Annotated in this window: 28 protein-coding genes; 20 read left to right on the top strand and 8 right to left on the bottom strand. The window is 73.8% G+C overall.

The window, feature by feature from the left end; translation table 11 throughout:
* Nucleotides 1-12: 12 nt before the first annotated feature.
* The gene (locus tag IE108_RS18810) at nt 13-801 is read left to right on the top strand and encodes a hypothetical protein (protein ID WP_064729371.1); all 789 of its coding nucleotides are present in this window, start codon (nt 13-15) and stop codon (nt 799-801) included.
* A 75-nt stretch (nt 802-876) separates the two neighbouring features.
* A complete protein-coding gene (glmS, locus tag IE108_RS18805; RefSeq protein ID WP_064729372.1) occupies nt 877-2,724 on the top strand; it encodes a glutamine--fructose-6-phosphate transaminase (isomerizing) in 1,848 nt (615 codons plus the stop codon).
* Between the two features lie 84 nt (nt 2,725-2,808).
* Here the strand turns inward: glmS and IE108_RS18800 are convergent, their stop codons facing one another.
* The gene (locus tag IE108_RS18800) at nt 2,809-4,275 is read right to left on the bottom strand and encodes a bifunctional ADP-dependent NAD(P)H-hydrate dehydratase/NAD(P)H-hydrate epimerase (protein ID WP_064729373.1); all 1,467 of its coding nucleotides are present in this window, start codon (nt 4,273-4,275) and stop codon (nt 2,809-2,811) included.
* Between the two features lie 72 nt (nt 4,276-4,347).
* Between IE108_RS18800 and IE108_RS18795 the strand changes: the two genes are divergently transcribed.
* Nucleotides 4,348-4,965, top strand: a complete 618-nt coding sequence (locus tag IE108_RS18795; RefSeq protein ID WP_064729374.1) for a helix-turn-helix domain-containing protein — start codon at nt 4,348-4,350, stop codon at nt 4,963-4,965.
* A 205-nt stretch (nt 4,966-5,170) separates the two neighbouring features.
* On the opposite strand, the gene IE108_RS18790 is transcribed toward IE108_RS18795, so the two are convergent.
* Complete coding sequence (locus IE108_RS18790; protein WP_064729375.1) at nt 5,171-5,542, bottom strand: holo-ACP synthase; 372 nt, start codon at nt 5,540-5,542, stop codon at nt 5,171-5,173.
* Nucleotides 5,543-5,633: 91 nt separating this feature from the next.
* On the opposite strand from IE108_RS18790, the gene alr reads away from it, so the two are divergent.
* From alr to tsaE, 3 genes are all read left to right on the top strand, one after another.
* The gene (alr, locus tag IE108_RS18785; RefSeq protein WP_064729376.1) at nt 5,634-6,800 is read left to right on the top strand and encodes an alanine racemase; all 1,167 of its coding nucleotides are present in this window, start codon (nt 5,634-5,636) and stop codon (nt 6,798-6,800) included.
* Nucleotides 6,801-6,894: 94 nt separating this feature from the next.
* Nucleotides 6,895-8,154 (top strand): alpha/beta fold hydrolase, encoded by a 1,260-nt coding sequence (locus IE108_RS18780; protein ID WP_064731928.1) that lies wholly within the window; start codon nt 6,895-6,897, stop codon nt 8,152-8,154.
* Entirely contained in the window at nt 8,120-8,644 is a 525-nt protein-coding gene (gene tsaE, locus IE108_RS18775) for a tRNA (adenosine(37)-N6)-threonylcarbamoyltransferase complex ATPase subunit type 1 TsaE (protein ID WP_064729377.1), read from the top strand. Before IE108_RS18780 ends, tsaE begins: the two co-directional genes overlap by 35 nt.
* Before the next feature lie 25 nt (nt 8,645-8,669).
* On the opposite strand, the gene IE108_RS18770 is transcribed toward tsaE, so the two are convergent.
* A complete protein-coding gene (locus tag IE108_RS18770) occupies nt 8,670-8,843 on the bottom strand; it encodes a hypothetical protein (protein WP_189397703.1) in 174 nt (57 codons plus the stop codon).
* A gap of 140 nt (nt 8,844-8,983) precedes the next feature.
* A complete protein-coding gene (locus IE108_RS18765; protein ID WP_064729378.1) occupies nt 8,984-9,538 on the bottom strand; it encodes a hypothetical protein in 555 nt (184 codons plus the stop codon).
* Between the two features lie 150 nt (nt 9,539-9,688).
* On the opposite strand from IE108_RS18765, the gene tsaB reads away from it, so the two are divergent.
* The 8 genes from tsaB (at nt 9,689) to IE108_RS18725 (ending at nt 16,444) form a co-directional block, all read left to right on the top strand.
* The gene (gene tsaB, locus IE108_RS18760; RefSeq protein ID WP_064729379.1) at nt 9,689-10,342 is read left to right on the top strand and encodes a tRNA (adenosine(37)-N6)-threonylcarbamoyltransferase complex dimerization subunit type 1 TsaB; all 654 of its coding nucleotides are present in this window, start codon (nt 9,689-9,691) and stop codon (nt 10,340-10,342) included.
* 29 nt (nt 10,343-10,371) lie between these two features.
* Nucleotides 10,372-10,896, top strand: coding sequence for a ribosomal protein S18-alanine N-acetyltransferase (gene rimI / locus IE108_RS18755; protein WP_064731929.1), 525 nt, complete (start codon nt 10,372-10,374; stop codon nt 10,894-10,896).
* Nucleotides 10,889-11,986 carry a tRNA (adenosine(37)-N6)-threonylcarbamoyltransferase complex transferase subunit TsaD gene (gene tsaD / locus IE108_RS18750; RefSeq protein WP_064729380.1) on the top strand — a complete coding sequence of 366 codons (1,098 nt, stop codon included), beginning with the start codon at nt 10,889-10,891 and terminating at the stop codon, nt 11,984-11,986. Before rimI ends, tsaD begins: the two co-directional genes overlap by 8 nt.
* On the top strand, nt 11,983-12,240 hold the full coding sequence (locus IE108_RS18745) for a hypothetical protein (protein WP_064729381.1): 258 nt from the start codon (nt 11,983-11,985) through the stop codon (nt 12,238-12,240). Before tsaD ends, IE108_RS18745 begins: the two co-directional genes overlap by 4 nt.
* Before the next feature lie 140 nt (nt 12,241-12,380).
* Nucleotides 12,381-13,433: a LacI family DNA-binding transcriptional regulator gene (locus IE108_RS18740; protein ID WP_064729382.1), complete on the top strand. Its 1,053-nt coding sequence runs from the start codon at nt 12,381-12,383 to the stop codon at nt 13,431-13,433.
* Nucleotides 13,434-13,632: 199 nt separating this feature from the next.
* Nucleotides 13,633-14,670, top strand: a complete 1,038-nt coding sequence (locus IE108_RS18735) for an LCP family protein (protein ID WP_079163632.1) — start codon at nt 13,633-13,635, stop codon at nt 14,668-14,670.
* 119 nt (nt 14,671-14,789) lie between these two features.
* Nucleotides 14,790-15,146: a YciI family protein gene (locus IE108_RS18730; protein WP_064729383.1), complete on the top strand. Its 357-nt coding sequence runs from the start codon at nt 14,790-14,792 to the stop codon at nt 15,144-15,146.
* A 44-nt stretch (nt 15,147-15,190) separates the two neighbouring features.
* Nucleotides 15,191-16,444 (top strand): RNA polymerase sigma factor, encoded by a 1,254-nt coding sequence (locus IE108_RS18725; protein WP_064729384.1) that lies wholly within the window; start codon nt 15,191-15,193, stop codon nt 16,442-16,444.
* Here the strand turns inward: IE108_RS18725 and IE108_RS18720 are convergent.
* Nucleotides 16,441-17,622 (bottom strand): class I SAM-dependent methyltransferase, encoded by a 1,182-nt coding sequence (locus tag IE108_RS18720; RefSeq protein ID WP_229852148.1) that lies wholly within the window; start codon nt 17,620-17,622, stop codon nt 16,441-16,443. The genes IE108_RS18725 and IE108_RS18720 overlap by 4 nt on opposite strands.
* A gap of 90 nt (nt 17,623-17,712) precedes the next feature.
* Here IE108_RS18720 and IE108_RS18715 point away from each other — a divergent pair, with 90 nt between their 5' ends.
* From IE108_RS18715 to groL, 4 genes are all read left to right on the top strand, one after another.
* Nucleotides 17,713-18,669, top strand: coding sequence for a polysaccharide deacetylase family protein (locus tag IE108_RS18715; protein WP_079163633.1), 957 nt, complete (start codon nt 17,713-17,715; stop codon nt 18,667-18,669).
* Entirely contained in the window at nt 18,666-19,409 is a 744-nt protein-coding gene (locus IE108_RS18710) for a polysaccharide deacetylase family protein (RefSeq protein ID WP_064729386.1), read from the top strand. Before IE108_RS18715 ends, IE108_RS18710 begins: the two co-directional genes overlap by 4 nt.
* A 298-nt stretch (nt 19,410-19,707) precedes the next feature.
* Complete coding sequence (gene groES, locus IE108_RS18705) at nt 19,708-20,016, top strand: co-chaperone GroES (RefSeq protein WP_003974211.1); 309 nt, start codon at nt 19,708-19,710, stop codon at nt 20,014-20,016.
* 141 nt (nt 20,017-20,157) lie between these two features.
* On the top strand, nt 20,158-21,783 hold the full coding sequence (groL, locus tag IE108_RS18700; protein WP_064729387.1) for a chaperonin GroEL: 1,626 nt from the start codon (nt 20,158-20,160) through the stop codon (nt 21,781-21,783).
* 167 nt (nt 21,784-21,950) lie between these two features.
* On the opposite strand, the gene IE108_RS18695 is transcribed toward groL, so the two are convergent.
* Together IE108_RS18695 and IE108_RS18690 are read right to left on the bottom strand one after the other, a co-directional pair.
* Nucleotides 21,951-22,724: an SDR family NAD(P)-dependent oxidoreductase gene (locus IE108_RS18695; RefSeq protein ID WP_064729388.1), complete on the bottom strand. Its 774-nt coding sequence runs from the start codon at nt 22,722-22,724 to the stop codon at nt 21,951-21,953.
* Between the two features lie 96 nt (nt 22,725-22,820).
* A complete protein-coding gene (locus IE108_RS18690) occupies nt 22,821-23,489 on the bottom strand; it encodes an MOSC domain-containing protein (RefSeq protein ID WP_107420253.1) in 669 nt (222 codons plus the stop codon).
* An 81-nt stretch (nt 23,490-23,570) separates the two neighbouring features.
* Here IE108_RS18690 and IE108_RS18685 point away from each other — a divergent pair, with 81 nt between their 5' ends.
* Nucleotides 23,571-24,506 (top strand): LysR family transcriptional regulator, encoded by a 936-nt coding sequence (locus IE108_RS18685; RefSeq protein ID WP_064729390.1) that lies wholly within the window; start codon nt 23,571-23,573, stop codon nt 24,504-24,506.
* A 59-nt stretch (nt 24,507-24,565) separates the two neighbouring features.
* Here the strand turns inward: IE108_RS18685 and IE108_RS18680 are convergent, their stop codons facing one another.
* Nucleotides 24,566-24,904, bottom strand: a complete 339-nt coding sequence (locus IE108_RS18680) for a WhiB family transcriptional regulator (protein WP_064729391.1) — start codon at nt 24,902-24,904, stop codon at nt 24,566-24,568.
* 389 nt (nt 24,905-25,293) lie between these two features.
* Between IE108_RS18680 and IE108_RS18675 the strand changes: the two genes are divergently transcribed.
* On the top strand, nt 25,294-25,905 hold the full coding sequence (locus IE108_RS18675; protein WP_003948568.1) for a response regulator transcription factor: 612 nt from the start codon (nt 25,294-25,296) through the stop codon (nt 25,903-25,905).
* Nucleotides 25,906-26,175: the final 270 nt, after the last annotated feature.

The raw sequence follows: 26,175 nt of genomic DNA, 5'->3' as shown, positions 1-26,175 counted from the left end.
AGAACCCACGCCGTGAGACCGACCGTCATCCGCCGCAGCGCGCTCGCCGCCTCCGCCGCCGTACTGGCCCTGCTCGCCACCGCCTGCGGGTCCTCCGACGACGGGGGCTCCGACGGCGACTCCGGCAAGCCGGCCGCCGACGGCAAGGGGGGCGCGGCCGCGTCCGCCGCCCCGGCGCTCACCGCGGCCGAGCTGGAGAAGGCGGCTCTGGCGCAGGCTGACGTCAAGAACGGCAAGGTCACCAAGGTGTCCGCGGCCGACGACGTGGCCAAGGACAAGGTGAAGGGCGCCGGGGCGGAGTGCGAACCGCTCGCCTTCGCCGAGGCCGGCGTCCCGCTGGGCGAGCCGGCCGCGTCCGTCAAGCGCAGCTGGACCGAGGGCCCGAAGAAGCCGTCCGGCGACGCGAGCACCGAGGAGTCCATCGGGGCCGCCTTCGACCTGGACAAGGCCCTGATCACGCTGGCCACCTACGACGACGGCGGCGCCGAGGCGGTGCTGAAGGACGTCAAGGAGGCGGCCGGCGCCTGCGCCGGCGGCTTCGCCTTCACCGCGATGGGTGAGCCCGCCAAGATCGCCAAGGTGGCGCAGGGAGAGGCGCCCGGCGGGGCGGACGAGGCCGTCGCCATGACGATGACGATGGTCGGCGAGGACGGCGACGAGTTCCCGGTCAAGGTGTCCGTCACCCGCAAGGGCTCCACGGTCGCGACCTACACCGTCCTCAATCTGGCCGCCGCGGGCACCGGCAAGGACTTCCCGTTCCCCACCGAGATCAGCGACGCGCAGCACGCCAAGCTGGGCTGATTCGGCCGGTGGAATTTCCGATTTCGGGCACGATTGGGCCGGTTCGGGACCGGATCTGATCGTAGGCTGCCGGTCATGTGCGGAATCGTGGGATACGTAGGGCCGCAGTCGGCGCTCGACGTCGTGATGGCCGGACTCAAGCGGCTCGAGTACCGGGGGTACGACTCGGCGGGCGTCGCCGTGCTCGCCGACGGTGGCCTCGCCACCGCCAAGCGGGCCGGCAAGCTCGTCAACCTCGACAAGGAACTGTCCGAACACCCGCTGCCGTCCGCCGCGACCGGCATCGGCCACACCCGCTGGGCCACCCACGGCGGCCCCACCGACGCCAACGCCCACCCGCACCTGGACAACGCGGGCCGGGTGGCCGTGGTGCACAACGGCATCATCGAGAACTTCGCCCCGCTGCGGGCCGAGCTGGCCGAGCGCGGCCACGACCTGCCCTCGGAGACCGACACCGAGGTGGTCGCGCACCTGCTCGCCGAGGAGTTCTCCGCCCGCGCCGACCTCGCCGAGGCGATGCGGCTGGTGTGCCGGCGGCTGGAGGGCGCGTTCACGCTGGTCGCGGTGCACGCGGACGCGCCGGACGTGGTCGTGGGCGCCCGCCGCAACTCGCCGCTGGTGGTGGGCGTGGGGGAGGGCGAGTGCTTCCTCGCCTCGGACGTGGCGGCCTTCATCGCGCACACCCGGGACGCGGTCGAGCTGGGCCAGGACCAGGTGGTCGAGCTGCGCCGGGAGGGCGTGACGGTCACCGGCTTCGACGGCAGTCCGGCCGAGGTCCGCTCGTACCACGTCGACTGGGACGCCTCGGCAGCCGAGAAGGCCGGCTACGACTACTTCATGCTCAAGGAGATCGCCGAGCAGCCCAAGGCGGTCGCCGACACCCTCCTGGGGCGCATCGACGGCTCCGGCACGCTGAGCCTGGACGAGGTGCGCATCCCGCCGGAGGTGCTGCGCGAGGTCGACAAGGTCGTCATCGTCGCCTGCGGCACGGCCTACCACGCGGGGCTCATCGCCAAGTACGCCATCGAACACTGGACGCGGGTGCCCTGCGAGGTGGAGCTGGCCAGCGAGTTCCGCTACCGGGACCCGATCCTGGACCAGCGGACGCTGGTCGTCGCGATCTCCCAGTCCGGGGAGACCATGGACACCCTCATGGCCCTGCGCCACGCCCGCGAGCAGGGCGCCAAGGTGCTGGCCATCTGCAACACCAACGGCTCCACCATCCCGCGCGAGTCCGACGCCGTGCTCTACACGCACGCCGGCCCCGAGGTCGCCGTCGCCTCCACCAAGGCCTTCCTCACCCAGCTGGTGGCCTGCTACCTGGTCGCCCTCTACCTCGGGCAGGTGCGGGGCACCAAGTACGGCGACGAGATCCGCGACGTCGTCCGCGACCTCTCACGGATCTCCGGCGCGGTGGAGCGGGTCCTGGAGACCATGGAGCCCGTGCGCGAGCTGGCCCGCTCCCTGGCCCACAAGAACACGGTGCTGTTCCTGGGCCGGCACGTCGGCCACCCGGTCGCCCTCGAAGGCGCCCTGAAGCTGAAGGAGCTGGCGTACATGCACGCCGAGGGCTTCGCGGCGGGCGAGCTGAAGCACGGGCCGATCGCGCTGATCGAGGAGGACCTGCCGGTCGTCGTGGTCGTGCCGTCCCCGCGCGGGCGCTCCGTCCTGCACGACAAGATCGTGTCCAACATCCAGGAGATCAGGGCCCGCGGCGCCCGCACCATCGTCATCGCCGAGGAGGGCGACGAGGCGGTCGTCCCGTACGCCGACCACCTGGTCCGGGTACCGGCCACGCCGACGCTGCTCCAGCCGCTGGTCGCGACGGTGCCGCTGCAGGTCTTCGCCTGCGAACTGGCCACGGCCCGCGGCAACGAGGTCGACCAGCCGCGGAACCTGGCCAAGTCGGTGACGGTGGAGTAGCGGCGCCCGGGAGCCGGGCGCCCCGGCCCTCGGGCGCGGTTCCGGGGGCGGGCCGTACGGGGGAGCGGGCGTGAGCCGGGGGGCTCAGCCCCTCCCGACGTCCCGCCACGCCCGGGGAATCGCCTCCGCCACGTCGTGCGCCCCGGCCGGCGCGCCGTCGGCGGCGAAGCGGCCCGCCAGGCCGTGCAGGTAGGCGGCGGCGCTGCCCGCGTCCAGCGCCGACAGGCCCGACGCCAGCAGGGATCCCGCCAGCCCCGACAGCACGTCACCGCTGCCGGCCGTCGCGAGCCACGACGTCCCGGTCGGGTTGACCCGCACCGGTCCGCCGTCGGCCCCCGCCACCACCGTCGTCGAGCCCTTCAGCAGCACCGTCGCCCCGTACCGCGCCGCCAGCTCCCGCGCCGACGCCAGCCGCGCGCCCTCGACCTCCTCCCGGGCCACCCCCAGCAGCGCCGCCGCCTCCCCGGCGTGCGGCGTCATCAGCGTCGCCGCCGTGCGCGCCCGCACCGCGTCCCGGTCGGCCAGCCGCAGCCCGTCCGCGTCGATCAGCACCGGCACCTCGGCCGCCAGCACCTCGGCCACCGTCCCGGCGTCGTCACCGGCGCCCGGCCCGACCACCCAGGCCTGCACCCGCCCCGCCCGCCGCGGCCCCCGCTCGGACACCAGCGTCTCCGGGAAGCGCGCGATCACCGCGTCGCCCGCCGGACCCACGTACCGCACCGCCCCGGCACCGCCCCGCAGCGCGCCGGCGACGGCGAGCACGGCCGCGCCCGGATAGCGGGCCGACCCGGCGGCGACGCCCACGACCCCCCGCCGGTACTTGTCGCTCTCCGCGCCCGGCACCGGCAGCAGCCGGGCCACGTCGGCGTGTTGCAGGGCCTCCAGCTCGGCCGCCTCGCCCGGCAGCGGCAGCCCGATGTCCACCAGCCGCACCGAACCGGCGTACTCCCGCGCCGGATCGACCAGCAGCCCCGGCTTGTGCGCCCCGAACGTCACCGTCAGGTCGGCCCGGACCGCGGCCCCGCGCACCTCGCCGGTGTCCGCGTCGACCCCGCTGGGCAGGTCGACGGCGACGACGGCGGCCCGGGACCGCGCGGCCGCGTCCGCGAGCGGCACCGCCTCCTCCCGCAGCCCGCCCCTGCCGCCGATCCCGACGATCCCGTCGACGACGAGGTCGGCCCGCGCGATCAGCTCCACCGCCGTACCGGTGCCGGCCTCCGGGCCGCCCGCCACCGTCCGGCCGCCCGCCCGGCGCAACGCGGCGAGCCCCGGCCCGTGCGCGCGCTCCGGCGCCAGCAGCACCGCCGTCACACCCGCCCCGCGCCGGGCCAGCCTTGCCCCCGCGTACAGGGCGTCGCCGCCGTTGTCCCCGCTGCCGACCAGCAGCACCACCCGGCCGCCGTAGACCCGGCCGGCCACCCGCCCCAGCACCTCGGCACAGGCGGCGGCGAGCCCGGCGGCGGCCCGTTGCATCAACGCGCCCTCCGGCAGCCGTGCCATCTCCTGGCGTTCCGCCGTCCTGACCGTCTCCACGCCGTACGCAGTCCGCATGCCGACGAGTCTTCCCCGTACGCGTGGAACACGCACGAGCGCCGTCCGCGCGAAGTGAGGGATGGTGGTGCCATGGGCGACGAGGAGACGGCACAGGTCATGACCTCCCTGGGGACCCGGCTGCGCGCGATCCGGCAGGCCCGCGGACTGACCCTGGCCCAGCTCGCCGCCGCGACCGGCGTCTCGGTGAGCACCCTGTCCCGGCTGGAGTCCGGGCGGCGCGAGCCCGGTCTGCGGCACCTGCTGCCGCTGGCCCGGGCCCACCGCCTGCCGCTGGACGAACTGGTCGGCTCCAGCACCGGCGACCCCCGCGTCCACCCGCGGCCCTTCACCCGGCACGGCCAGACCTGGGTGCCGCTCACCCGGAACCCGAACGACGGGCTGCACGCCTACAAGCAGATCCTCCCCGCCCCGGCCGTCCCGCGGACCCCCGGCAGCCCGCGTCCCGCCCAGGGGTCGCACGAGGGCCACGAGTGGCTCTACGTCCTCTCCGGCCGCCTGCTCCTCGCTCTGGGCGACCACGACCTCGTCCTCACGGCGGGCGAGACGGCGGAGTTCGACACCCGCGTCCCGCACGGCATCGCCAACGCGGGTGACCGCCCGGTCGAGTGGCTCGCCCTGTACGGCGCCCAGGGAGAGCGCATGCACATCCGGGTCCGACCGACGGGGGACGGGTCCCGGGGGAGCTGAGGTAACGCCCGCGAGAGCGCTAGGGCCTGTCGTTTGGATCATGCCGGCGTCGCGGGGCGTGGCACGCGCATCTGCGGCGTTGTCGTCGGTTGCCAACGCTCCGCGTTGTCGCCCTCCTCCGCCTTGCAGCCGCACGCACCACGCCCCGCTCGGGTGGGCAGGCAAGGACCCCTTCTCTCAGCCGGCCTGATCCAAACGACAGGCCCTACCCCTCCGCCACCACCACCGCCGACGCCACCCCCGCGTCGTGGCTGAGCGACACGTGCCACGACGCCACGCCCAGTTCCGCCGCCCGTGCCGCCACCGTCCCCGTCACCCGCAGCCGCGGTCGGCCGCTGTCCTCGACGTACACCTCGGCGTCCGTCCAGAGCAGACCCGCCGGCGCGCCCAGCGCCTTGGCCAGGGCCTCCTTCGCCGCGAAGCGGGCCGCGAGCGAGGCGACGCCCCGGCGCTCCCCGCTCGGCAGCAGCAACTCGCTCTCCAGGAAGAGCCGTCCGGCGAGCGCGGGGGTGCGCTCCAGCGAGGCCCCGAACCGCTCGATCTCGGCCACGTCGATCCCGACCCCGATGATGCTCATGCCGGGCACCCTAACCAGTGGCGGCCGCCGCCCGGCGGGTGACGCCCGGCCACACGGCGACGGGCGAGGGCTCTGAGACACTGTGGGCACGATGAGTGAGACAGCTGCTCGGCGGGACGCGGAACTGCGGGCCCGGGCCGAGATCGACCTGGCCGCCCTGCGGGCCAACGTGCGCGCCCTGCGCGAACGGGCCCCCGGGTCGGCCCTCATGGCCGTCGTCAAGGCAGACGGTTACGGCCACGGCGCCGCCCCCTGCGCCCGCGCGGCCGTGGCGGCCGGCGCGACCTGGCTGGGCACGGCCACCCCGCACGAGGCGCTCGCCCTGCGCGCGGACGCCGGGGTGCCCGACGACGTACGGATCATGTGCTGGCTGTGGACGCCGGGCGGCCCCTGGCGGGAGGCGGTGGAGGCCGGTCTCGACGTGTCCGTCAGCGCCCCCTGGGCCCTGGCGGAGGCCACCGAGGGAGCCCGGCTCGCCGGACGCCCCGCTCTCGTGCAGCTCAAGGCCGACACCGGCCTCGGCCGGGGCGGCTGCCAGCCGGGCGCCGACTGGGAGGACCTGGTCGGCGGTGCCCTGCGCGCCGAGGCCGAGGGCCTGGTGCGCGTCACGGGGCTCTGGTCGCACTTCGCCTGCGCCGACGAGCCCGGACACCCCTCCATCGCGGCGCAGCTGGCCCGCTTCCACGAGATGACCGCCTACGCCGAGCGGCAGGGCGTGCGCCCCGACGTCCGGCACATCGCCAACTCGCCCGCCACGCTCACCCTCCCCGAGGCCCACTTCGACCTGGTGCGGCCCGGCATCGCCATGTACGGCGTCTCGCCCAGCCCCGAGATCGGCACCCCGGCCGACCTCGGCCTGCGGCCCGTGATGACGCTGAGCGCCGCGCTGGCCCTGGTCAAGCAGGTCCCCGGCGGACACGGCGTGAGCTACGGGCACCACTACACGACCCCCGGCGACACCACCCTCGGCCTCGTCCCGCTCGGCTACGCGGACGGCGTACCGCGCCACGCCTCCTCCACCGGACCCGTCCTGGTGGACGGCAAGTGGCGCACCGTCGCGGGCCGGATCGCGATGGACCAGTTCGTCGTCGACCTCGGCGGCGACCGGCCCGAACCGGGCGCCGAGGCGGTGCTGTTCGGGCCCGGCGACCGCGGCGAGCCCACCGCCGAGGACTGGGCGCAGGCGGCCGGCACCATCGGGTACGAGATCGTCACCCGGATCGGATCCCGCGTGCCGCGCGTCTACGTCAACGAGTGACGCGCCCGCGCGGCGGACCGCGCGGTCAGGTGAATCGGCAATCAACGGGTATCCGCACAGCGCACAGCGGCCCGGCGAATGAGGAGCGGTGTACGTGAGCGAGAGCAACGCGGAGGCCGTCGCGTCGGCCGTCGCCTCCGCCACGGAAGCGGCCACCGAGGCCGCCGCCGGCGGCTGGCGCCGGACGACGGGCCTCGCGGGCGTCGCCATAGGCGTGGTCGCGGCGGGCGCCGCGGCCGGCGTGGCGATAGAGCGGCTGACGGTCGGCCGCGGCATGCGACAGAAGGCCCGCCTCGCCCTGGACTCGGCGGGACCCTACGGCGGCCTGCGCGGCACCCCCGGCAAGGCGTACGCCGACGACGGCACCGAGCTGTACTACGAGGTCGACGACGTCGAACCGGCGGCGGAGTCCGCGCTCACCCGGCGCAGGAGGCGGCTGTTCGGCCGCAAGGCACCCGCCCCGGTCACCGTCGTCTTCAGCCACGGCTACTGCCTCAACCAGGACTCCTGGCACTTCCAGCGGGCCGCCCTGCGGGGCGTCGTGCGCACCGTGCACTGGGACCAGCGCAGCCACGGCCGGTCCGCAAGGGGCGTGTCCCAGGGGCGGGACGGGGCGCCGGTCACCATCGAGGAGCTGGGCCGGGACCTGCGGGCCGTCATCGACGCGGCCGTGCCCGAGGGGCCGATCGTGCTGGTCGGGCACTCCATGGGCGGCATGACCGTGATGGCCCTGGCCGACGCCTACCCCGACCTGGTCCGCGAGCGGGTCGTCGGCGTCGCCCTGGTCGGCACGTCCTCCGGCCGGCTCGGCGAGGTCAACTTCGGCCTCCCGGTGGCCGGCGTCAACGCGGTCCGGCGGGTGCTGCCGGGTGTGCTGAAGGTGCTGGGGCAGCGCGCCGAGCTGGTGGAGAAGGGGCGGCGGGCGACGGCCGACCTGTTCGCCGGGATCATCAAGCGGTACTCCTTCGCCTCCCGGGACGTCGACCCGGCGGTGGCCCGGTTCGCCGAGCGGATGATCGAGTCGACGCCGATCGACGTGGTCGCGGAGTACTACCCGGCCTTCAACGACCACGACAAGACCGAGGCCCTCGCCCACTTCGCGGACCTGCCCGTCCTGGTGCTGGCCGGGGTGCGGGACCTGGTGACGCCGAGCGAGCACAGCGAGGCGATCGCGGGGCTGCTGCCGGAGGCGGAACTGGTGCTCGTCCCCGACGCGGGGCACCTCGTGATGCTGGAGCATCCGGAGCTGGTCACCGACCGTCTCGCCGACCTGCTCGCCCGCGCGGGCGCGGTCCCGGCAGCCGCTACCGTTGAGGGCTATGGAAGCACCAGCAGCACCGCGGGGCCCGGCTGAGCCCGCCCCGGGCACCGAGATCACCGTCACCTCCCCCGAGCAGATGCGGGAACTGGGCCGCAGGCTCGCCAAGCTGCTGCGCGCCGGTGACCTGGTGATGCTCAGCGGGGAGCTGGGCGCGGGCAAGACGACGCTGACCCGCGGTCTCGGCGAGGGCCTGGGCGTGCGCGGCGCCGTCACCTCGCCGACCTTCGTGATCGCCCGTGTGCACCCCTCGCTCGGTTCCGGCCCGCCGCTGGTCCACGTGGACGCCTACCGGCTCTCCGGGGGCCTCGACGACATGGAGGACCTCGACCTGGACGTCTCGCTGCCCGACTCCGTGATCGTCGTGGAGTGGGGCGAGGGCAAGGTCGAGGAGCTGACCGACGACCGGCTGCAGCTGCGGATCGACCGCGCCGTCGGCGACACCGCGGACGAGGTGCGGCACGTGACGCTGACCGGGGTCGGCACGCGCTGGGCCGAGGCCGACATGAGCGTGCTGGCGGGCTGATCGGCCCCGTCCCGCGTGCCGGGTGTCAGGCGGCCTCGCGGTGCTCCCGCCCGGGCCGGCGAGTCTCCGGCGCGGGTGCGCGCGGCGGCGTCGAGACCGCCGCGGCGGCGGCGCAGGACGCCAGCAGTTCGCTCATGGGCACCGGGCCGGGCGCGGGTGACAGCGGCCTCGGGCCGGGACGCGGCTCGGTCTGGGACATGGACGCCTCCTGCGGGTCGGGGGCGGGCGTAGTTAGGCATGCCTAACTACGAGCTGGGTACCATGTGACCACGGCCAAGACCGGGAACGCAATATTTTCCCGACGCCTTGTCGGAACATCCGCCCCGGCGTCCGCCCGCCTCAGGGGACGACGACGACCGGCTGCCCGATCGTCGCGAACCGCCACATCGCGTCGCCGTCCGCACGCGACTCCCGGATGCCGCCGGTGCGCTCGCCCGGATCGGGCCTCGCCGTCGAGCCGTCGACCGCCGCACTGAACCCGATGACCACGCCCTCGGTGCTGGTGAAGCGCACGACGTGCTCGACCGGGCTGCCGTCGGAACCGGTGATCCGGTTGGAGCGGGAGGTGACCGCGTAGGTGCCCGGCGCCGGGTCGACGGTGCTGGGCGTGACCCGGAAGGTGCGCCGCACCTCGCCGCCCGCGCCGACCAGCCACACCCGGTCGTCGTCCACCGAGTACACCACCCGTTCACCCTGGCCGGACCCGCCCGGCAGCGCCTCGGGGTGCCTGCGGTCGCGCGGCGCCTTGGACGCGCCGGGGGCGGGGCTGCCGCTCGCCCGCGGCCGGCCGAGGTCCTCGGGGGCGGTGGCCGCCGCCTGGTGGCCGAGGTAGCCGATCGTCGCGAGGGCGGCCGCGGTGAGGCCGGTGACGAAACCGGCGCTGCTGCTTGCCACGGGCGACCACCTCGTCGTCGTACGTCCTGCCTGCGTTCCCGGCGACGGTAGCAGTACGTGACGTGGTGATCGCTCTGTGCGACACGGGTCCGGGGTGGGGGAGCCGACCGGGCGTCCGCCGGGGGCCGCGCGGCGCCGTAGGCTGTTTGCGTGCTCTTGCTCGCTCTGGATACCGCCACGCCCGCCGTGACCGTCGCGCTGCACGACGGTTCGGACGTCATCGCCTCGTCGAGCCAGGTGGACGCACGCCGCCACGGCGAGCTGCTGCTGCCCGCCGTCGACCGGGTGCTCGCCGAGGCCGGACTGCGGCTCGACGCCGTCACCGGGATCGTCGCCGGCATCGGCCCCGGCCCCTACACGGGCCTGCGCGTCGGCCTGATGACCGCGGACACCTTCGGGCTCGCCCTCGGCGTCCCCGTGCACGGCGTGTGCACGCTGGACGGCCTGGCGTACGCCGCCGACCTGGAGGGGCCCTTCGTGGTGGCGACCGACGCCCGCCGCAAGGAGGTCTACTGGGCGCGCTACGCCGACTCCCGCACCCGGCTCACCGACCCGGCCGTCGACCGGCCGGCCGACATCGCCGGACAGGTCGCCGGGCTCCCCGCCGTCGGCGCGGGCGCGCTGCTCTACCCCGACACCTTCCCGAAGGCGCACGAGCCCGAGCACGTCTCCGCCGCCGCCCTCGCGAGCCTGGCCGCCGAGAAGCTGGCCGCGGGCGAGGAACTGGCGGAGCCCCGGCCGCTGTACCTGCGGCGGCCGGACGCCCAGGTGCCCAAGAACTACAAGGTGGTCACCCCCAAGTGACCGAGTCAGCCACTGCCGTGCTGCGCGAGATGCGCTGGTGGGACATCGACCCCGTGCTCCGCATGGAGCGGGAGCTGTTCCCCGAGGACGCCTGGTCGCGGGGCATGTTCTGGTCCGAGCTGGCCCACGCGCGCGGCCCCGGCGCGACCCGGCGCTACCTCGTCGCCGAGGAGGACGGCCGCCTGGTCGGCTACGCCGGCCTCGTCACCTCCGGGGACCAGGGCGACGTGCAGACCATCGCCGTCGCCCGCGACCACTGGGGCACCGGGCTCGGCGCGCGGCTGCTGACCGAGCTGCTGCGGGCGGCGACCGCCTTCGAGTGCACCGAGGTGCTGCTGGAGTGCCGGGTGGACAACACCCGCGCCCAGCGGCTCTACGAGCGGTTCGGCTTCGAGCCCATCGGCTTCCGGCGCGGCTACTACCAGCCGGGCAACGTGGACGCCCTGGTGATGCGCCTGACCGACCCTTCCAACTCCGTGGCGGGCACCGATCAGGGAACCGCCGGCCCGGGAACCGCCCCGGGAACCGACATGGGAACCGACAATCATGGCTGACGAACCTCTGGTCCTGGGGATCGAGACCTCCTGCGACGAGACCGGCGTCGGTGTCGTCCGCGGCACCACCCTGCTGGCCGACGCCATCGCGTCCAGCGTCGACGAGCACGCCCGCTTCGGCGGCGTCGTCCCCGAGGTGGCGAGCCGCGCCCACCTGGAGGCGATGGTCCCCACCATCGAGCGCGCCCTCAAGGAGGCCGGGGTGTCGCCCCGCGACCTCGACGGCATCGCGGTGACCGCCGGCCCCGGCCTCGCCGGCGCCCTGCTGGTCGGCGTCTCGGCGGCCAAGGCGTACGCCTACGCCCTCGGCAAGCCCCTGTACGGCGTCAACCACCTCGCCTCGCACATCTGCGTCGACCAGCTGGAGCACGGCGCGCTGCCCGAGCCGACGATGGCGCTGCTGGTCTCCGGCGGCCACTCCTCGCTGCTGCTGTCGACGGACATCACCTCCGACGTCCGCCCGATGGGCGCCACCATCGACGACGCGGCCGGCGAGGCCTTCGACAAGATCGCCCGGGTGCTGAACCTGGGCTTCCCCGGCGGCCCCGTCATCGACCGGTACGCGCGCGAGGGCGACCCGAACGCGATCGCCTTCCCGCGCGGGCTGACCGGCCCGCGCGACCCGGCGTACGACTTCTCCTTCTCCGGGCTGAAGACGGCCGTGGCCCGCTGGATCGAGGCGAAGCGGGCGGCGGGGGAGGGAGTGCCGGTGCGCGACGTGTCGGCGTCCTTCCAGGAGGCGGTCGTGGACGTGCTGACCCGCAAGGCGGTGCGCGCCTGCAAGGACGAGGGCGTCGACCACCTGATGATCGGCGGCGGCGTGGCCGCCAACTCCCGGCTGCGCGCGCTGGCCCAGGAGCGCTGCGAGGCGGCCGGCATCCGGCTGCGGGTGCCGCGTCCGAAGCTCTGCACGGACAACGGCGCCATGGTGGCCGCCCTCGGCGCCGAGATGGTCGCCCGCGGCCGGGCCGCCTCCGACTGGGACCTGTCGGCGGACTCCTCGCTGCCGGTGACCGACCCGCACGTGCCCGGGACCGGTCACTCCCACGACCACGTCCACGAGGTGAGCAGGGAGAACCTGTACTCGTGACGGTCGCCCTGATGTGGGAGGCGCGCGCCGTCCCCGGCCGCGGCGAGGCCCTCCTGGCCTGGGCCCGCGCCCAGCCCCTCGCCCCCTCCCCCCTCCGCCGCGAGACCCTGCGCGCCCCGCAGGACCGGGTCCTGGTCATCACGTGGTGGGACGCGCCGTACGACGCGGACCTGCCGGAACTGCCGGAGCCCGACGGGGGGTTGGTCACCCGTCAGGTGCACCGGTGGCGGTTCGAGTCGGCGGACGGGGACTGAGGCGGCCGGGGACTGACGCGGGCGGTCGGCCGGGCGCGGCCGGGCGGGTCGAATGATTCGGCCGTCTCTCCGAATGTTCCGGAGTCCCGTCTTCGCTGAACCCTTCGTCAGGAGGGCACCGCGAGGTTACGATCGCCGCCATGACATCCCCCCAGCCCGCTGAAACCCGGACGCAAAAGCGGTCCCCGCAGACCGCGACCCTCGCCGAGATCGCGCGGGCGGCCGGTGTTTCGGCGCCGACTGTTTCGAAGGTGCTCAACGGGCGGGTCGACGTCGCTCCCGCCACCCGGGCCCGGGTGGAGGAGCTGCTGCGGACCCACGGCTACCGGCGCCGGCGTGCCGAGTCGGCCCGTTCGCCGCTGATCGACCTGGTCTTCCACGAGCTGGAGAGCGCCTGGGCGATGGAGGTCATCCGGGGCGTGGAGAACGTGGCCCGGGACGCCGGGCTCAGCGTGGTGCTCTCCGAGAGCGCGGGGCGCCTCACGCCCGGCCGGACCTGGGCCGACCAGGTCGCCGCCCGCCGTCCGCACGGCGTGATCCTCGTGCTGTCCGGCCTCGACGAGTCGCAGCGGGCGCTGCTGACCAGCCGCTCCATCCCCTTCGTGGTGATGGACCCGGCCGGCGACCCCGGCGCCGACGTGCCGTCCATCGGCGCCACCAACTGGCAGGGCGGACTCGCCGCCACCCGCCACCTGGTCGACCTCGGCCACACCCGCATCGGCGCGATCAGCGGACCCACCCGGATGATGTGCAGCCGCGCCCGTGTCGACGGCTACCGGGCCGCCCTGGAGACCGCCGGGCTGCCGGTCGACCCCGGTCTGATCGTCACCGGCGACTTCCACCACGAGGCCGGCTACCGGCGGGGCCTGGAGCTGCTGCGCCGGCCCGACCGGCCGACCGCGGTCTTCGCGGGCAACGACCTCCAGGCGCTCGGCCTGTACGAGGCGGCGCGCGAACTGGGGCTGCGCATCCCGGACGACCTCAGCGTGGTCGGCTTCGACGACCTGCCGGTGGCGCGCTGGGTGGGGCCGCCGCTGACGACCGTACGGCAGCCGCTGACGGAGATGGCCGAGGCGGCGGCGCGGCTGGTCCTGGACCTCGGGCGGGACGACGGCTCCGCGTCGGCGACCCGGGTGGAGCTGGCCACCAGCCTGGAGGTGCGCAGCAGCACGGCGGCGCCCGGCGCCGGCTGAGCGGCGGGGAGCCCGTCGCGTCCCGGCCGCGTCGCGCCGGGTCTCAGCGGCCCCGACTCCCGGGCCCCGGCCGAAGTCTGAGAATTTACGCAGAATCCCGACCCGCACGTTCCTGTTTCAACAATTCCGACTTATGTTCCCTCCGACGGGGCAGGCGCGAGGGGACGCGAACGGGACCGGCTGGGGCGGGGGCGGACGCATGGCTGCGCGGGAAGCGCGGGACGGGCGCGGTGGGCGTTCGAAGGGTTTCAAGGTGGCCGGCCTGGCGCTCGCCGGCGCCCTGCTGCTCGGCTCCGCAGCCGCCGGCTGGGCCTACTGGCACCTCAACGGCAACATCACCAGCGTCGACATCGACGGTGCCCTGGGCGACGACCGCCCCGCCCGCCCGGCCACCGCCCCCTCCGGCTCGCCGTCCGCGTCCCCGGTGCCCACCGGCGCCCTGAACCTCCTGGTCCTCGGCTCCGACTCGCGCACCGGCGAGGAGAACAGCGAACTCGGCGGCGGCGACAGCGGCGGCGCCCGCTCCGACACGGCGATGGTCGTCCACCTCGACGCGGGCCGCACCGCCGCCACCGTGGTCAGCATCCCGCGCGACACGCTCGTCGACCGCCCGTCCTGCCCGCTGGAGTCCGGCGGCTCGACCCGGGAGGCGAGCGGCGCGATGTTCAACACCGCCTACGAACTGGGCGGACCGGTCTGCGCGGTCAAGACCGTCGAGTCCCTGACCGGCGTCCGCATGGACCACTACATCGAGATCGACTTCTCCGGCTTCGCCAAGCTGGTGGACGCCCTCGGCGGAGTCACCGTCACCACGGACGTGGACATCGACGACGACAAGAGCCACCTGCACCTGGACGCCGGCACCCACCACCTCGACGGCACCGAGGCGCTCGGCCTCGCCCGCACCCGCTACGGGCTGGCCGGCGGCAGCGACCTGGCCCGGATAGAGCTACAGCAGAACCTGGTGAAGGCGCTCCTGGAGCAGATCGCCGCCACCGACCTGCTCACCGACCCCCCGCGCCTGTACCAGGTCGCGGACGCGGCCACCGACAGCCTCACCACCGACACCGGCCTCGACTCGCTGGGCGAGCTGACGGGCCTCGGCCGCAGCCTCGGGGGCCTTGCGGCGGACGACGTACGCACCGTGACCCTGCCGGTGGACCCGGCGCCCTGGGATCCCAACCGGGTGGTGGCCCGCGAGCCCGACGCCCGTGACCTGTGGGAATCGCTGCGCTAGCGGCGCCCCGGAAAATTCCTCGAAGAAAGTCGGCGAGCCTGTCGATCCGCGCGCGTCCCGTTCGACGCACTGGGTGAGCGGCCGGGGAGCGACCCCGCCGCCGAACCCGAGGAGTCACCGTGCCCCGCTACCTGTCGCTGATCCGCATCGAGGAGACCGACGCCCTCTCCGGCGGCCCCAGCCCCGAGCTGGTGCAGCGCATGGAGAAGCTGATGGAGGAGATGACGAAGGCCGGCGTGCTGCTCGACACGGCCGGTCTGACGCCGACCGCCGACGGCACCCGCGTCCACTACGAGGGCGGGCAGCTGTCCGTCACCGACGGGCCGTTCACCGAGTCCAAGGAGGTCGTCGGCGGCTACGCCCTCCTCCAGGCGAAGGACAAGGCCGAGGCCGTCGAGTGGACCAAGCGGTTCCTGAAGGTGCACGAGGAGTACTGGACGGTCACCTGCGAGGTGCGCCAGCTCATGGAGGGCTGAGTTCCGCTTTGCCCGGCCCGTTCGAGGGTGTTGCATGGTGGGCTGTGGAACAGCAGCCCACCGAGGCCCTGGAGACCGTCTTCCGACTGGAGACGCCGCGCGTCGTCGCCGGCGTCGCCCGGCTCGTGCGCGACGTCGGCATCGCCGAGGAACTCACGCAGGACGCCCTGGTCGCCGCCCTGGAGCAGTGGCCGAGGGACGGCGTGCCCGACAACCCCGGCGCCTGGCTCATGGCCACCGCCCGCCGCCGCGCCGTCGACCTGATCCGGCGCCGGGAGACCTACGCCCGCAAGCTCGCCGAGATCGGCCGCGAACTGCCCGCCGAGACGGGGCCGCCCGAGGAGCCCGCCGGGCCGGACGACATCGACGACGACCTGCTGCGGCTGGTCTTCACCGCCTGCCACCCGGTGCTCTCCGCCGAGGCCCGCATCGCCCTGACCCTGCGGCTGCTCGGCGGCCTGACCACCCCCGAGATCGCCCGCGCCTTCCTCGTACCGGAACCGACCGTGGCACAGCGCATCGTGCGCGCCAAACGCACCCTGGCCAGGAAGAACGTCGCCTTCGAGGTGCCGTACGGCCCGGACCGCGCGGCCCGCCTCGGCTCGGTCCTCGAGGTCATCTACCTGATCTTCAACGAGGGGTACGCGGCCACCGCCGGCGACGACTGGCTCCGCCCGGCGCTGTGCGAGGACGCCCTGCGCCTGGCCCGCGTCCTGTCCGCCCTGATGCCCAAGGAACCCGAGGTGCACGGCCTTACGGCGCTGCTGGAGTTCCAGGCCTCCCGCACCGCCGCCCGCACCGGCCCCGGCGGCGAGCCGGTGCTCCTGCGCGACCAGAACCGCCGCCGCTGGAGCCGTCTGCTCATCGCCCGCGGCATCACGGCCCTCGACCACGCCCACGCCACGGCCGGCTCCGGCGCCCCGGGCCCGTACGCCCTCCAGGCCGCGATCGCCGCCTGCCACGCGACGGCGTACCGCTACGAGGAGACCGACTGGCCGCGGATCGCCGCGCTCTACGGCCTGCTCGCCGCCCGCGCCCCGTCCCCGGTCGTCGAACTCAACCGCGCGGTCGCCGTGTCGATGGCCGAGGGCCCGGCCCCCGCGCTGACCCTCGTCGACGCCCTGGCCGCCGAACCGGCCCTGCGCGACTACCACCTGCTCCCCAGCGTCCGCGGCGACCTCCTGCTCCGCCTGGGGCGTACGGCCGAGGCGCGCGCGGAGTTCGAACGGGCCGCGTCCCTGGCCCGCAACGAACGCGAACGCGAGCTGCTGACCCGCCGGGCGCGGGAGGCGGGCTAGGCCCTGGGCGCCGGGTGCCCGATCAGCATCGTCGGCGCCCCCGCGACCCGGGTCATGAACACCGTCGCCGCGTTCGGCCCCTGCGGCTTGACCTTGCGCCGCAGCTCCTCCGGCTCCACCGCCGAGCCCCGCTTCTTCACCGTCAGCGTGCCGACCCCCCGCTCCCGCAGCAGCGCCTTCAGCCTCTTCACGTTGAAGGGCATCAGGTCGGTGATCTCGTACGCGGTGGCGTACGGCGTCGGTAGCAGCTCGTCCGCGGTGACGTACGCGATGGTCGCGTCGAGCAGACCGCCGTCTACCTGCGCGGCGACCTCGGCGACCAGGTGGGCGCGGATCACGGCGCCGTCCGGCTCGTACAGGTACCGGCCGGGTGCGCGCACCTCCGGGTCGGGCAGGCCGGCGCCCGGCAGGGTGCGGGGGCCCGGCAGCAGGGTGGCCCGCACGGCCCCCGCGGCGCCGCCGAACCACAGCACCGCCTCCTTCACGTCCCCGCCGTCGGAGATCCACTCGGCCTCGGCGTCGTCCGGCACCGCCTCGTGCGGGATGCCGGGCGCCACCTTCAGCGCGGCGGCGCGGGAGGCCGCACGGGCCGCGCCGACGGCCCAGGACAGCGGCGGCGAGTAGGCCTCGGGGTCGAAGATCCGCCCCCGGCCGCCGCGCCGGGCCGGGTCGACGAAGACCGCGTCGTACCCGTCGGTGTCCACCGCCTCGACATCCGTCTCGCGCACCTCGATCAGCTCGGCCAGCCCCAGCGCCTCCGCGTTGGCGCGCGCCGCCGCGGCGGTCGCCGGGTCGCGGTCCACGGCCAGCACCCGGATGCCCGCCCGGGCCAGCGCGATCGCGTCACCGCCGATCCCGCAGCACAGGTCGGCGACGGACGTGACGCCCAGGGCGGCGAACCGCTGCGCCCGGTACGCCGCCACACTCGCCCGCGTGGACTGCTCGACCCCGTTGGCCGTGAAGAACATCCGCCCGGCGTCCCCGGCTCCGAACTTCGCCACCGCCCGCTGCCGCAGCCGTGCCTGCCACAGCGCGGCCGACACGAGCTCCGCGGGGTGGTCGCGGCGCAGCCGGGTGGCGACGGCCAACTCCCGCGCGGGGTCGGTGTCGCGCACCTTGTCGAGGAGCGCGCGGCCTTCGGGGGTGAGCAGGCGGAGCAGGGCGTCGAGGTCGTTCACCGACTCATTGTGGGCCAGTCGGTGGACGGTGTGCCTCCGGCGTGGTGTCGGGCGGGGTCCGGCGGCCCGGGACTGCGAGGATCCGGCACCATGCGAGCAGTCGTACAAAATGACAAAAGCCGGGCGTCGCGGGTGCTGCGGGCGGCGACTGCCCCCGGGCCGCGCGGGCGCGCCGCCGCCGTCGCCGTCCTCCTCGCCGCGGCCGCCCTCGCCGCCGGCTGTGCGCAGGACGCCCCGGACGTCCGAGGCGCCCCCGGCCAGGAGCCCCTCCAGGCACCCCCGGCCCGCGCCCTCGACGGCTACGCGGCCAAACTGCGCGCGGCGCAGGCCGCCCGGGTCGCCGCGGCCAAGCGCTGGAACCTCGCGAAGGTCCCGCTGACGGCGCCCGAGCCCCCCGCGAAGAAGCCGGAGATCACGGCGCGCGACGGCTTCGAGGTCGAGGGCCAGGAGGATGACGGCCTCCCGCCGGTCTTCACCACGATCCCCACCAAGGAGAAGATCGTCTTCCTCACCATCGACGACGGCGCCGAGAAGGACCGCGCCTTCCTGAGGATGATGAGCGAGCTGAAGATCCCGTACACCGTCTTCCTCACCGACGAGGAGATCAAGGACGACTACGGCTACTTCAAGAAGATGCAGGGCCGCGGAGTCACCCTCAACAACCACACCCTGAGCCACCCCTACCTCCCCGGCCTCTCCTACGCGGAGCAGAAGCGCGAGATCTGCGGCATGCAGGACGTCATGGAGAAGCGCTACGGCAAGCGCCCCGTCCTCTTCCGCCCGCCCTTCGGCAACTACAACCGCGACACCCTGCGCGCCGCCAAGACCTGCGGCATCGAGTACGCGCCCATCTGGAACGAGGAGGTGTTCGTCGACCACTGGGAGTACCGCGAGTGGGACCGCGACCTGCACCCCGGCGACATCGTCCTCACGCACTTCCGGGGCACCGAGGACTGGGACGGCACCATGACCGACATGGCGCGCCGCTTCCTGGACCGGATCACCGCCGAGGGGTACGCGGTGGCCCGCCTGGAGGACTACCTGTGAGGTGGGGGCGGTACCGGCCGGCGACCACCGCGACCCTGGCCGCCGCCCTGACCGCCGTGCTGCTCACCGGATGCGCGCGGTTCGCCGGCCCCGCCGGGCAGCCGGTGGCCGGGGAGCCCGCGCGGGGCGGCGACCGGGGCGGCGACCAGAGCCGGAACCTGCCGCCCGTCGTCGACCACGTCCGCACCACCGACCGGGTCGTCTTCCTCACCTACGACGACGGCGCCGAGCGCGACCCCGGCTTCACCGCCCTGATCCGCGAACGGCGCCTCCCGGTCACCCTGTTCCTCACCGACACCGTGGCCGGACCGGCGTACGGCCACTTCGCCGGCCTGCGCTCGGTGGGCGCGAGCCTCCAGAACCACACCCTGGACCACCGCTCCCTGCGCGGCCTGCCCTACGCCGGCCAGCGCGCCGAGATCTGCGGCCAGCAGACCAAGCTCGGCTCCCGCTTCGGCGTCCGCCCCCACCTCTTCCGCCCACCGCACGGCACGTACGACACCACGACCCTGCGCGCCGCCGCCGACTGCGGCATCACGGCCGTGGTCCTGTGGCGGGCGTCCCTGAACGCCGACGGCGACCTGTCCTACACCCGGGGCGAGCACCGCCTGCACCCCGGCGACATCGTGTCCGTGGACCTGGCGGCCCGTACGGAGCGTTTGCTGGAGACGATCGAGGAGCAGGGGCTGAAGGTGGGCAACTTGAACGACTACCTCACTTCCAGCCCGTCCGGCGTTTGAGGACGAGGCCGTCCAGGCCGAAGCGGGGGTCTGGGGGCGGCAGCCCCCAGCGAGGCCCACACCCACGCCGAATGCGCTCCACAGACCGGCGTTCACGCGAAAACCCGGCCGACGCGCCGCAGGCATTGGCACTCCGCTTGACCGAGTGCTAATCGCAGTCATAGTCTCGGCCCTGGCACTCCCCACTGGAGAGTGCCAACAACGCGACGGGCAGGTCCGGCACCCGCGACGACGGATCGACCTGGTCGCCACCTCAGACAGTTAACCCCGTGAGATCTCCGAAGGGGGAGGTCGGATCGTGACGACCACCAGCTCCAAGGTTGCCATCAAGCCGCTCGAGGACCGCATCGTGGTCCAGCCGCTCGACGCCGAGCAGACCACGGCTTCGGGCCTGGTCATTCCGGACACCGCCAAGGAGAAGCCCCAGGAGGGCGTCGTCCTGGCCGTCGGCCCGGGCCGCTTCGAGGACGGCAACCGCCTTCCGCTCGACGTCAGCGTCGGCGACGTCGTGCTCTACAGCAAGTACGGCGGCACCGAGGTGAAGTACAACGGCGAGGAGTACCTCGTCCTCTCGGCCCGCGACGTGCTCGCGATCGTCGAGAAGTAGAAGCGGCTCACCAGCCCTTCGCTTCACCGAAGCACCTTGCTTTACAGCTGCGCCCCTGGCTCCCGCGACCATAAAAAGCCGGGCGCCCGGGGCGCAGTCGCCGTTTAACCCCAAGATTTCCGGAAGAGGGCTCACGCTCCCATGGCGAAGATCCTGAAGTTCGACGAGGACGCCCGTCGCGCCCTCGAGCGCGGCGTCAACAAGCTCGCCGACACCGTGAAGGTGACGATCGGCCCCAAGGGCCGCAACGTCGTCATCGACAAGAAGTTCGGCGCTCCCACCATCACCAACGACGGCGTCACCATCGCCCGCGAGGTCGAGGTCGAGGACCCGTACGAGAACCTCGGCGCCCAGCTGGTGAAGGAGGTGGCGACCAAGACCAACGACATCGCGGGTGACGGCACCACCACCGCCACCGTGCTCGCCCAGGCGCTGGTCCGCGAGGGCCTGAAGAACGTCGCCGCCGGCGCCTCCCCGGCGCTGCTGAAGAAGGGCATCGACGCGGCCGTCGCCGCCGTGTCCGAGGACCTCCTCGCCACGGCCCGGCCGATCGACGAGAAGTCCGACATCGCCGCCGTGGCCGCGCTGTCCGCCCAGGACCAGCAGGTCGGCGAGCTGATCGCCGAGGCGATGGACAAGGTCGGCAAGGACGGTGTCATCACCGTCGAGGAGTCCAACACCTTCGGTCTGGAGCTGGACTTCACCGAGGGCATGGCCTTCGACAAGGGCTACCTGTCGCCGTACTTCGTGACGGACCAGGAGCGTATGGAGGCCGTCCTCGACGACCCGTACATCCTGATCAACCAGGGCAAGATCTCCTCCATCGCGGACCTGCTGCCGCTGCTGGAGAAGGTCATCCAGTCCAACGCCTCCAAGCCGCTGCTGATCATCGCCGAGGACCTGGAGGGCGAGGCGCTCTCCACCCTCGTCGTCAACAAGATCCGCGGCACCTTCAACGCCGTCGCGGTGAAGGCCCCGGGCTTCGGCGACCGCCGCAAGGCGATGCTCCAGGACATGGCCGTCCTCACCGGCGCCACGGTCATCTCCGAGGAGGTCGGCCTCAAGCTCGACCAGGTCGGTCTGGACGTGCTCGGCACCGCCCGCCGCATCACCGTCACCAAGGACGACACCACGATCGTCGACGGTGCCGGCAAGCGCGACGAGGTCGAGGGCCGCATCAACCAGATCAAGGCCGAGATCGAGTCCACGGACTCCGACTGGGACCGCGAGAAGCTCCAGGAGCGCCTCGCGAAGCTGGCCGGCGGCGTGTGCGTGATCAAGGTCGGCGCCGCCACCGAGGTGGAGCTGAAGGAGCGCAAGCACCGTCTGGAGGACGCCATCTCCGCGACCCGCGCCGCGGTCGAGGAGGGCATCGTCTCCGGTGGTGGCTCCGCGCTGGTCCACGCCGTCAAGGTGCTGGACGGCAACCTCGGCAAGACCGGCGACGAGGCCACCGGTGTCGCGGTCGTCCGCCGCGCCGCCGTCGAGCCGCTGCGCTGGATCGCCGAGAACGCCGGCCTGGAGGGCTACGTCATCACCTCCAAGGTCGCCGAGCTGGACAAGGGCCAGGGCTTCAACGCCGCCACCGGCGAGTACGGCGACCTGGTCAAGGCCGGCGTCATCGACCCGGTGAAGGTCACCCGCTCCGCCCTGGAGAACGCGGCCTCCATCGCCTCCCTCCTCCTGACGACCGAGACCCTGGTCGTCGAGAAGAAGGAAGAGGAAGAGCCGGCCGCCGCGGGCCACGGCCACGGCCACTCCCACTGATCGCTGCGCGGTCTGTACGGTGCCCAGTCCCCTGCGGGGGGCTGGGCACCGTCTCTTTGCGGCGCCGGCGGCGGGGTCGCGTCTGCCCCTGCCGGTTCGGGGCCGGGTGCGGCGGTGTCGTGGCTCGCGCAGTTCCCCGCGCCCCTTCGGGGCCCGGTGCCCGCTTCCTACTGCGGGCCGTACTTCCGGCCCGTCCGTGAGCTGATGCCGCCCAGCATGCCCCGGGGGACCAGCTTCGCCGCGCCCATCAGGGTCTTGTAGCGGGGGTCCGGGATGGAGAGGGACTTGCCGCGGGAGAGGTCGTCCAGGGCCGCGGCGACGACCTTGTCCGCGTCGAGCCACATCCAGTTCGGGATGTTGTCCGTGCCCATGCCGGCCCGCTCGTGGAACTCGGTGCGGACGAAGCCGGGGGCGAGGGCCATCAGGCGTACGCCGCTGCCGGCCAGGTCCTTCGCGACGCCCTGGGTGAACTGCACCACCCACGCCTTGGACGCGCCGTACGTGCCGCGCGGGACGAAGGCCGCGACCGAGGCCACGTTGACGACGCCGCCGCGGCCGCGCTCCCGCATCGCCTCCACCGCGGCCGAGGTCAGCCGCAGCACCGCCTCGCAGTGCACCTTGAGCATGGTCAGCTCGTCGGCCATGGAGACGTCGAGGAACTTGCCCTTGTTGCCGAAGCCGGCGTTGTTGATCAGCAGGTCGACGGGGTGCCTGCGCTCGCCCAGCCGGGTGGCGACCGCCTCGATGCCGGCGTCCGTCGACAGGTCGGCCGTCAGCACCTCCGCCTCGATGCCGTGCCGGTCGTGGAGTTCGGTCGCCTGCTCGCGCAGCCGCTTGGTGTCGCGGGCCACCAGCACCAGGTTGTGTCCGTCGGCCGCCAGCCGCCGGGCGAACGCGGCGCCGATGCCCGCCGTCGATCCCGTAATCAATGCCGTTGTCATGGAGCAAGGTTATGGGGCGGGCCGAGCGGGTCCGTTCCGGTCCGCATGTCCCGCCCGTCGTGCAGGGGTGGTGAGGAACGCGCTGGTGAGGAGCGGTCAGCCGCCGTACCGCGCGACGTACTTGCGGGCCTGCGCCAGCGCGTCCGGGTGCAGCGCCTCGCCGGCCGCGAGCAGCCGGGGCAGCAGCTCGCGCTGGGTCGTCACCGCGCGGAACTGAAGGGCCACCGTCACGTCGTGCTCGGGCCGGTGCACGATCCGCACGGCGTCCCCCGCCCGTATCTCGCCGGGCTCGACCACCCTGAAGTACGCGCCCGGCGCGGCCTTCTCCATGAAGCGCTTCATCCACCGCTCCTCACCCATGTGGCCCTGGAAGGTCCGGCAGGGAATGCGTCCCGAGGTCACCTCCAGGAGCAGGTCGGGGCCGACCCGCCAGCGCTCGCCGATCAGGGCGCCGGAGACGTCCAGGCCGGTGGTGGTGAGGTTCTCGCCGAAGGAGCCGTCGGCGAGCGGGCGGCCCAGCTCATGCTCCCAGGCGTCCAGGTCCTCGCGGGCCATCGCGTAGACGGCCTGGTCGTCGCCGCCGTGATGCCGCGTGTCGCACACCGCGTCGCCGGCCAGCCCGCTCGCCCCGACGCCCTTCGGCCCGGGCGCGGCCACCCGCACGGGGCCGTCGGCCGGCCGCTTGTCGATGCCGGTGACGCCCCGGGGGTGGTCCGTGTACGGCACGGACTTCACGCGGCCGAGGTTGACAGACAGAAGCTTCATGGCGGAACGGTAGGACAGCCGTCATCAAAGTGTCGACGTGATATTCGGCGTTCACCCAAAGCGTCCCTTATCCTCGGGTGTGTGATCGAGGCTCGTCATCTCCGTGTGCTGCGCGCCGTGGCATCGACCGGTTCCTTCTCCGCGGCCGGCCGCGAGCTGGGCTGCACCCAGCCCGCCGTCAGCCAGCAGATGAAGGCCCTGGAGTCCTCCGTCGGCACCCCGCTGCTGGTCCGCACCGGCCGCGAGATGCGCCTCACCCAGGCCGGTGAGGCCCTGGTGCGGCACGCGGCCGGGATCATCGCCGGGCTCACCGCCGCCGAGGAGGAGGTCGCCGCCATCGCCGGGCTGCGCGCCGGCCGGGTCCGGCTGGTCTCCTTCCCCAGCGGCAGCTCCACCCTCGTCCCCACGGCCCTGGCCGCGCTGCGCGCCGCGCATCCCGGCACCCGGGTCTCCCTGGAGGAGGCCGAGCCGCCGAACTCGGTCGAGCTGCTGCGCGAGGGCGACTGCGACGTGGCGCTCGCCTTCCGCTACGAGGGCGCGGCGGGCGCCGAGGAGTGGGACGACCTCGTCGTACGGCCCCTGCTGACCGACCGCCTCGTCGCCCTGGTCCCCGAGGGGCACCGGCTGGCACGCGCGGAGTCCGCCGGGCCCGTGGCCATCGGGGAGCTGGCCCGGGAGTCCTGGATCGCGGGGTGCCCCCGCTGCCGTGGCCAGCTGGTCGAGGTCTGCGAGGGGGCCGGCTTCTCGCCCCGCATCGACTTCGCGACCGACGACTACCCGGCCGTGGTCGGCCTGGTCGGCGCGGGCCTGGGCGTGGCCGTCCTGCCCCAGCTCGCCGTCGAGTCCGTACGGCCCCGGGGTGTGCGCACGGTGGCGCTGGAGCCGGCGGTGCGGCGGGAGATCGTCGCGCTCAGCCTGCCCGACCTGGCCCAGGTGCCCGCGGTGGCGGCGACGCTGGACGAGCTGGCCCACGCGGGAGCGCGGCTGTCCGCGGCACGGCTGCCGGATCCGGTCTGAGCCCCCTGCTGTCCGAGAGAACCCCCGTCGGAGAGCACCCCCTTCAAAGAAACGTTCCTTCAGTGGTGCGCGGCCGCCTCCCCGCCGGCCGGTCCGGACGTCGACGCCGCCACCAGGCGGTTGCGCGCCCGTCCCATCAGCTCCTCGCGCTCGTCCTCGGTGAGCCCGCCCCACACGCCGTACGGCTCACGCACCGCCAGCGCGTGCGCCGCGCACTCGGCGCGGACCGGGCACCTCATGCAGACCTCCTTGGCCGAGTTCTCACGAGCACTCCGCGCCGCACCGCGTTCGCCCTCCGGATGGAAGAAGAGCGAGCTGTCCACCCCGCGGCACGCAGCCAGGAGCTGCCAGTCCCACAGGTCCGCGTTCGGTCCTGGAAGGCGGGAGAAATCTGCCATTGCGTGACCCCTTGATGCCGATATGGGTGGATGGGGGGATCCGGCATCCCCGACCGTACATCTACGATCTAAGGAGATGAAAATATGACTCATTGCGAATCTAGCCGCAGACACCGCCGAAGTGGAAGAAAAGCGGCTGAATGGGGCACCGGTTGTGATGAAACGGCGCGGGTCAGCCGCGCATGTCTGCTGTGTGGCCGCCCCCTCACGTAGAGTGCCGAAGACGACACACAGCCCCGTAACTCTTTCGAGTGACCGTCGTTGAGAGTGCGGAGGCGGTTGAAGGAACAAGTGCTCGGGCGGGCGTCCGGGACGGTCGACCGCACAGGTGACGATTTCGTACCAGCCTGGAGGCTCAACGTGACGCGCATCAGCTGCGGAGGACGGCCATGACTTCCGTCCTCGTCTGCGACGACTCCCCCCTCGCCCGAGAGGCGCTGCGCCGCGCGGTGGCCACCGTGCCCGGCGTCGAGCGCGTGACGACGGCCGCCAACGGGGAGGAAGTCCTCCGCCGCTGGGGTGCCGACCGTTCGGACCTGATCCTGATGGACGTGCGCATGCCCGGCCTGGGCGGCGTCGAGACCGTCCGGCGGCTGCTCTCCGCCGACCCCGGGGCGCGCATCATCATGCTCACCGTCGCCGAGGACCTGGACGGCGTGGCCCTCGCGGTCGCCGCCGGCGCCCGCGGCTACCTGCACAAGGACGCCTCGCGCGCCGAGCTGCGCGCCACCGTCACGCAGGCCCTCGCCGACCCGACCTGGCGGCTCGCCCCGCGCCGGCTGCGCTCGGCCGAGATGGGCGCCGCGCCCACGCTCACCGCGCGTGAGATCCAGGTGCTGGAGGGCATGAGCCACGGCCGCTCCAACGCGGAGATCGGCCGCGAGCTGTTCCTCTCCGAGGACACCGTCAAGACGCACGCCCGGCGGCTCTTCAAGAAACTCGGCGCCTCGGACCGCGCGCACGCCGTGGCGCTCGGCTTCCGGTGGGGCCTGGTCCGCTAGGAGCACCCCGTGCGGTGGAGGCCCACGACAGGGCCCGTCGGGGATGCGACGATCCCCGCTTACCGCGAGGTGAGCGGGGGTGACAAGCCGACCCGCCGGGTGCCCGCTGCTCGTTTCGCCGCGGATGACGCATCCTTGAGGTGTGGAGTTCCTCGGGGACGAGTCGGTCAAGCGGAAGGGGAGGGCGCAGGGGATGAGTTCCGGCGCACCTGCTCATAACGCTTCGGTGCACAACACAGGGCACGGAGCCACGGATCGGACGGCCGCAAG

The sequence above is a fragment of the Streptomyces parvulus genome (assembly GCF_014648855.1).
Taxonomy (GTDB): Bacteria; Actinomycetota; Actinomycetes; order Streptomycetales; family Streptomycetaceae; genus Streptomyces; species Streptomyces parvulus.
Note: the sequence above shows the minus strand (reverse complement) of the source record. Positions and strands in the feature narration are given on the sequence as shown.

What these genes read in the sequence shown, in the direction of transcription:
- IE108_RS18795 (WP_064729374.1), top strand. Translation starts at nt 4,348, where the DNA reads ATGGGCGACGAGGAGACGGCACAGGTCATGACCTCCCTGGGGACCCGG.
- IE108_RS18740 (WP_064729382.1), top strand. Translation starts at nt 12,381, where the DNA reads ATGACATCCCCCCAGCCCGCTGAAACCCGGACGCAAAAGCGGTCCCCG.
- IE108_RS18735 (WP_079163632.1), top strand. Translation starts at nt 13,633, where the DNA reads ATGGCTGCGCGGGAAGCGCGGGACGGGCGCGGTGGGCGTTCGAAGGGT.
- rimI (WP_064731929.1), top strand. Translation starts at nt 10,372, where the DNA reads ATGCGCTGGTGGGACATCGACCCCGTGCTCCGCATGGAGCGGGAGCTG.
- alr (WP_064729376.1), top strand. Translation starts at nt 5,634, where the DNA reads ATGAGTGAGACAGCTGCTCGGCGGGACGCGGAACTGCGGGCCCGGGCC.
- IE108_RS18675 (WP_003948568.1), top strand. Translation starts at nt 25,294, where the DNA reads ATGACTTCCGTCCTCGTCTGCGACGACTCCCCCCTCGCCCGAGAGGCG.
- tsaD (WP_064729380.1), top strand. Translation starts at nt 10,889, where the DNA reads ATGGCTGACGAACCTCTGGTCCTGGGGATCGAGACCTCCTGCGACGAG.
- IE108_RS18790 (WP_064729375.1), bottom strand. Translation starts at nt 5,542, where the DNA reads ATGAGCATCATCGGGGTCGGGATCGACGTGGCCGAGATCGAGCGGTTC.
- IE108_RS18715 (WP_079163633.1), top strand. Translation starts at nt 17,713, where the DNA reads ATGCGAGCAGTCGTACAAAATGACAAAAGCCGGGCGTCGCGGGTGCTG.
- IE108_RS18690 (WP_107420253.1), bottom strand. Translation starts at nt 23,489, where the DNA reads ATGAAGCTTCTGTCTGTCAACCTCGGCCGCGTGAAGTCCGTGCCGTAC.
- IE108_RS18800 (WP_064729373.1), bottom strand. Translation starts at nt 4,275, where the DNA reads ATGCGGACTGCGTACGGCGTGGAGACGGTCAGGACGGCGGAACGCCAG.
- tsaE (WP_064729377.1), top strand. Translation starts at nt 8,120, where the DNA reads ATGGAAGCACCAGCAGCACCGCGGGGCCCGGCTGAGCCCGCCCCGGGC.
- IE108_RS18680 (WP_064729391.1), bottom strand. Translation starts at nt 24,904, where the DNA reads ATGGCAGATTTCTCCCGCCTTCCAGGACCGAACGCGGACCTGTGGGAC.
- groL (WP_064729387.1), top strand. Translation starts at nt 20,158, where the DNA reads ATGGCGAAGATCCTGAAGTTCGACGAGGACGCCCGTCGCGCCCTCGAG.
- glmS (WP_064729372.1), top strand. Translation starts at nt 877, where the DNA reads ATGTGCGGAATCGTGGGATACGTAGGGCCGCAGTCGGCGCTCGACGTC.
- IE108_RS18695 (WP_064729388.1), bottom strand. Translation starts at nt 22,724, where the DNA reads ATGACAACGGCATTGATTACGGGATCGACGGCGGGCATCGGCGCCGCG.
- IE108_RS18770 (WP_189397703.1), bottom strand. Translation starts at nt 8,843, where the DNA reads ATGTCCCAGACCGAGCCGCGTCCCGGCCCGAGGCCGCTGTCACCCGCG.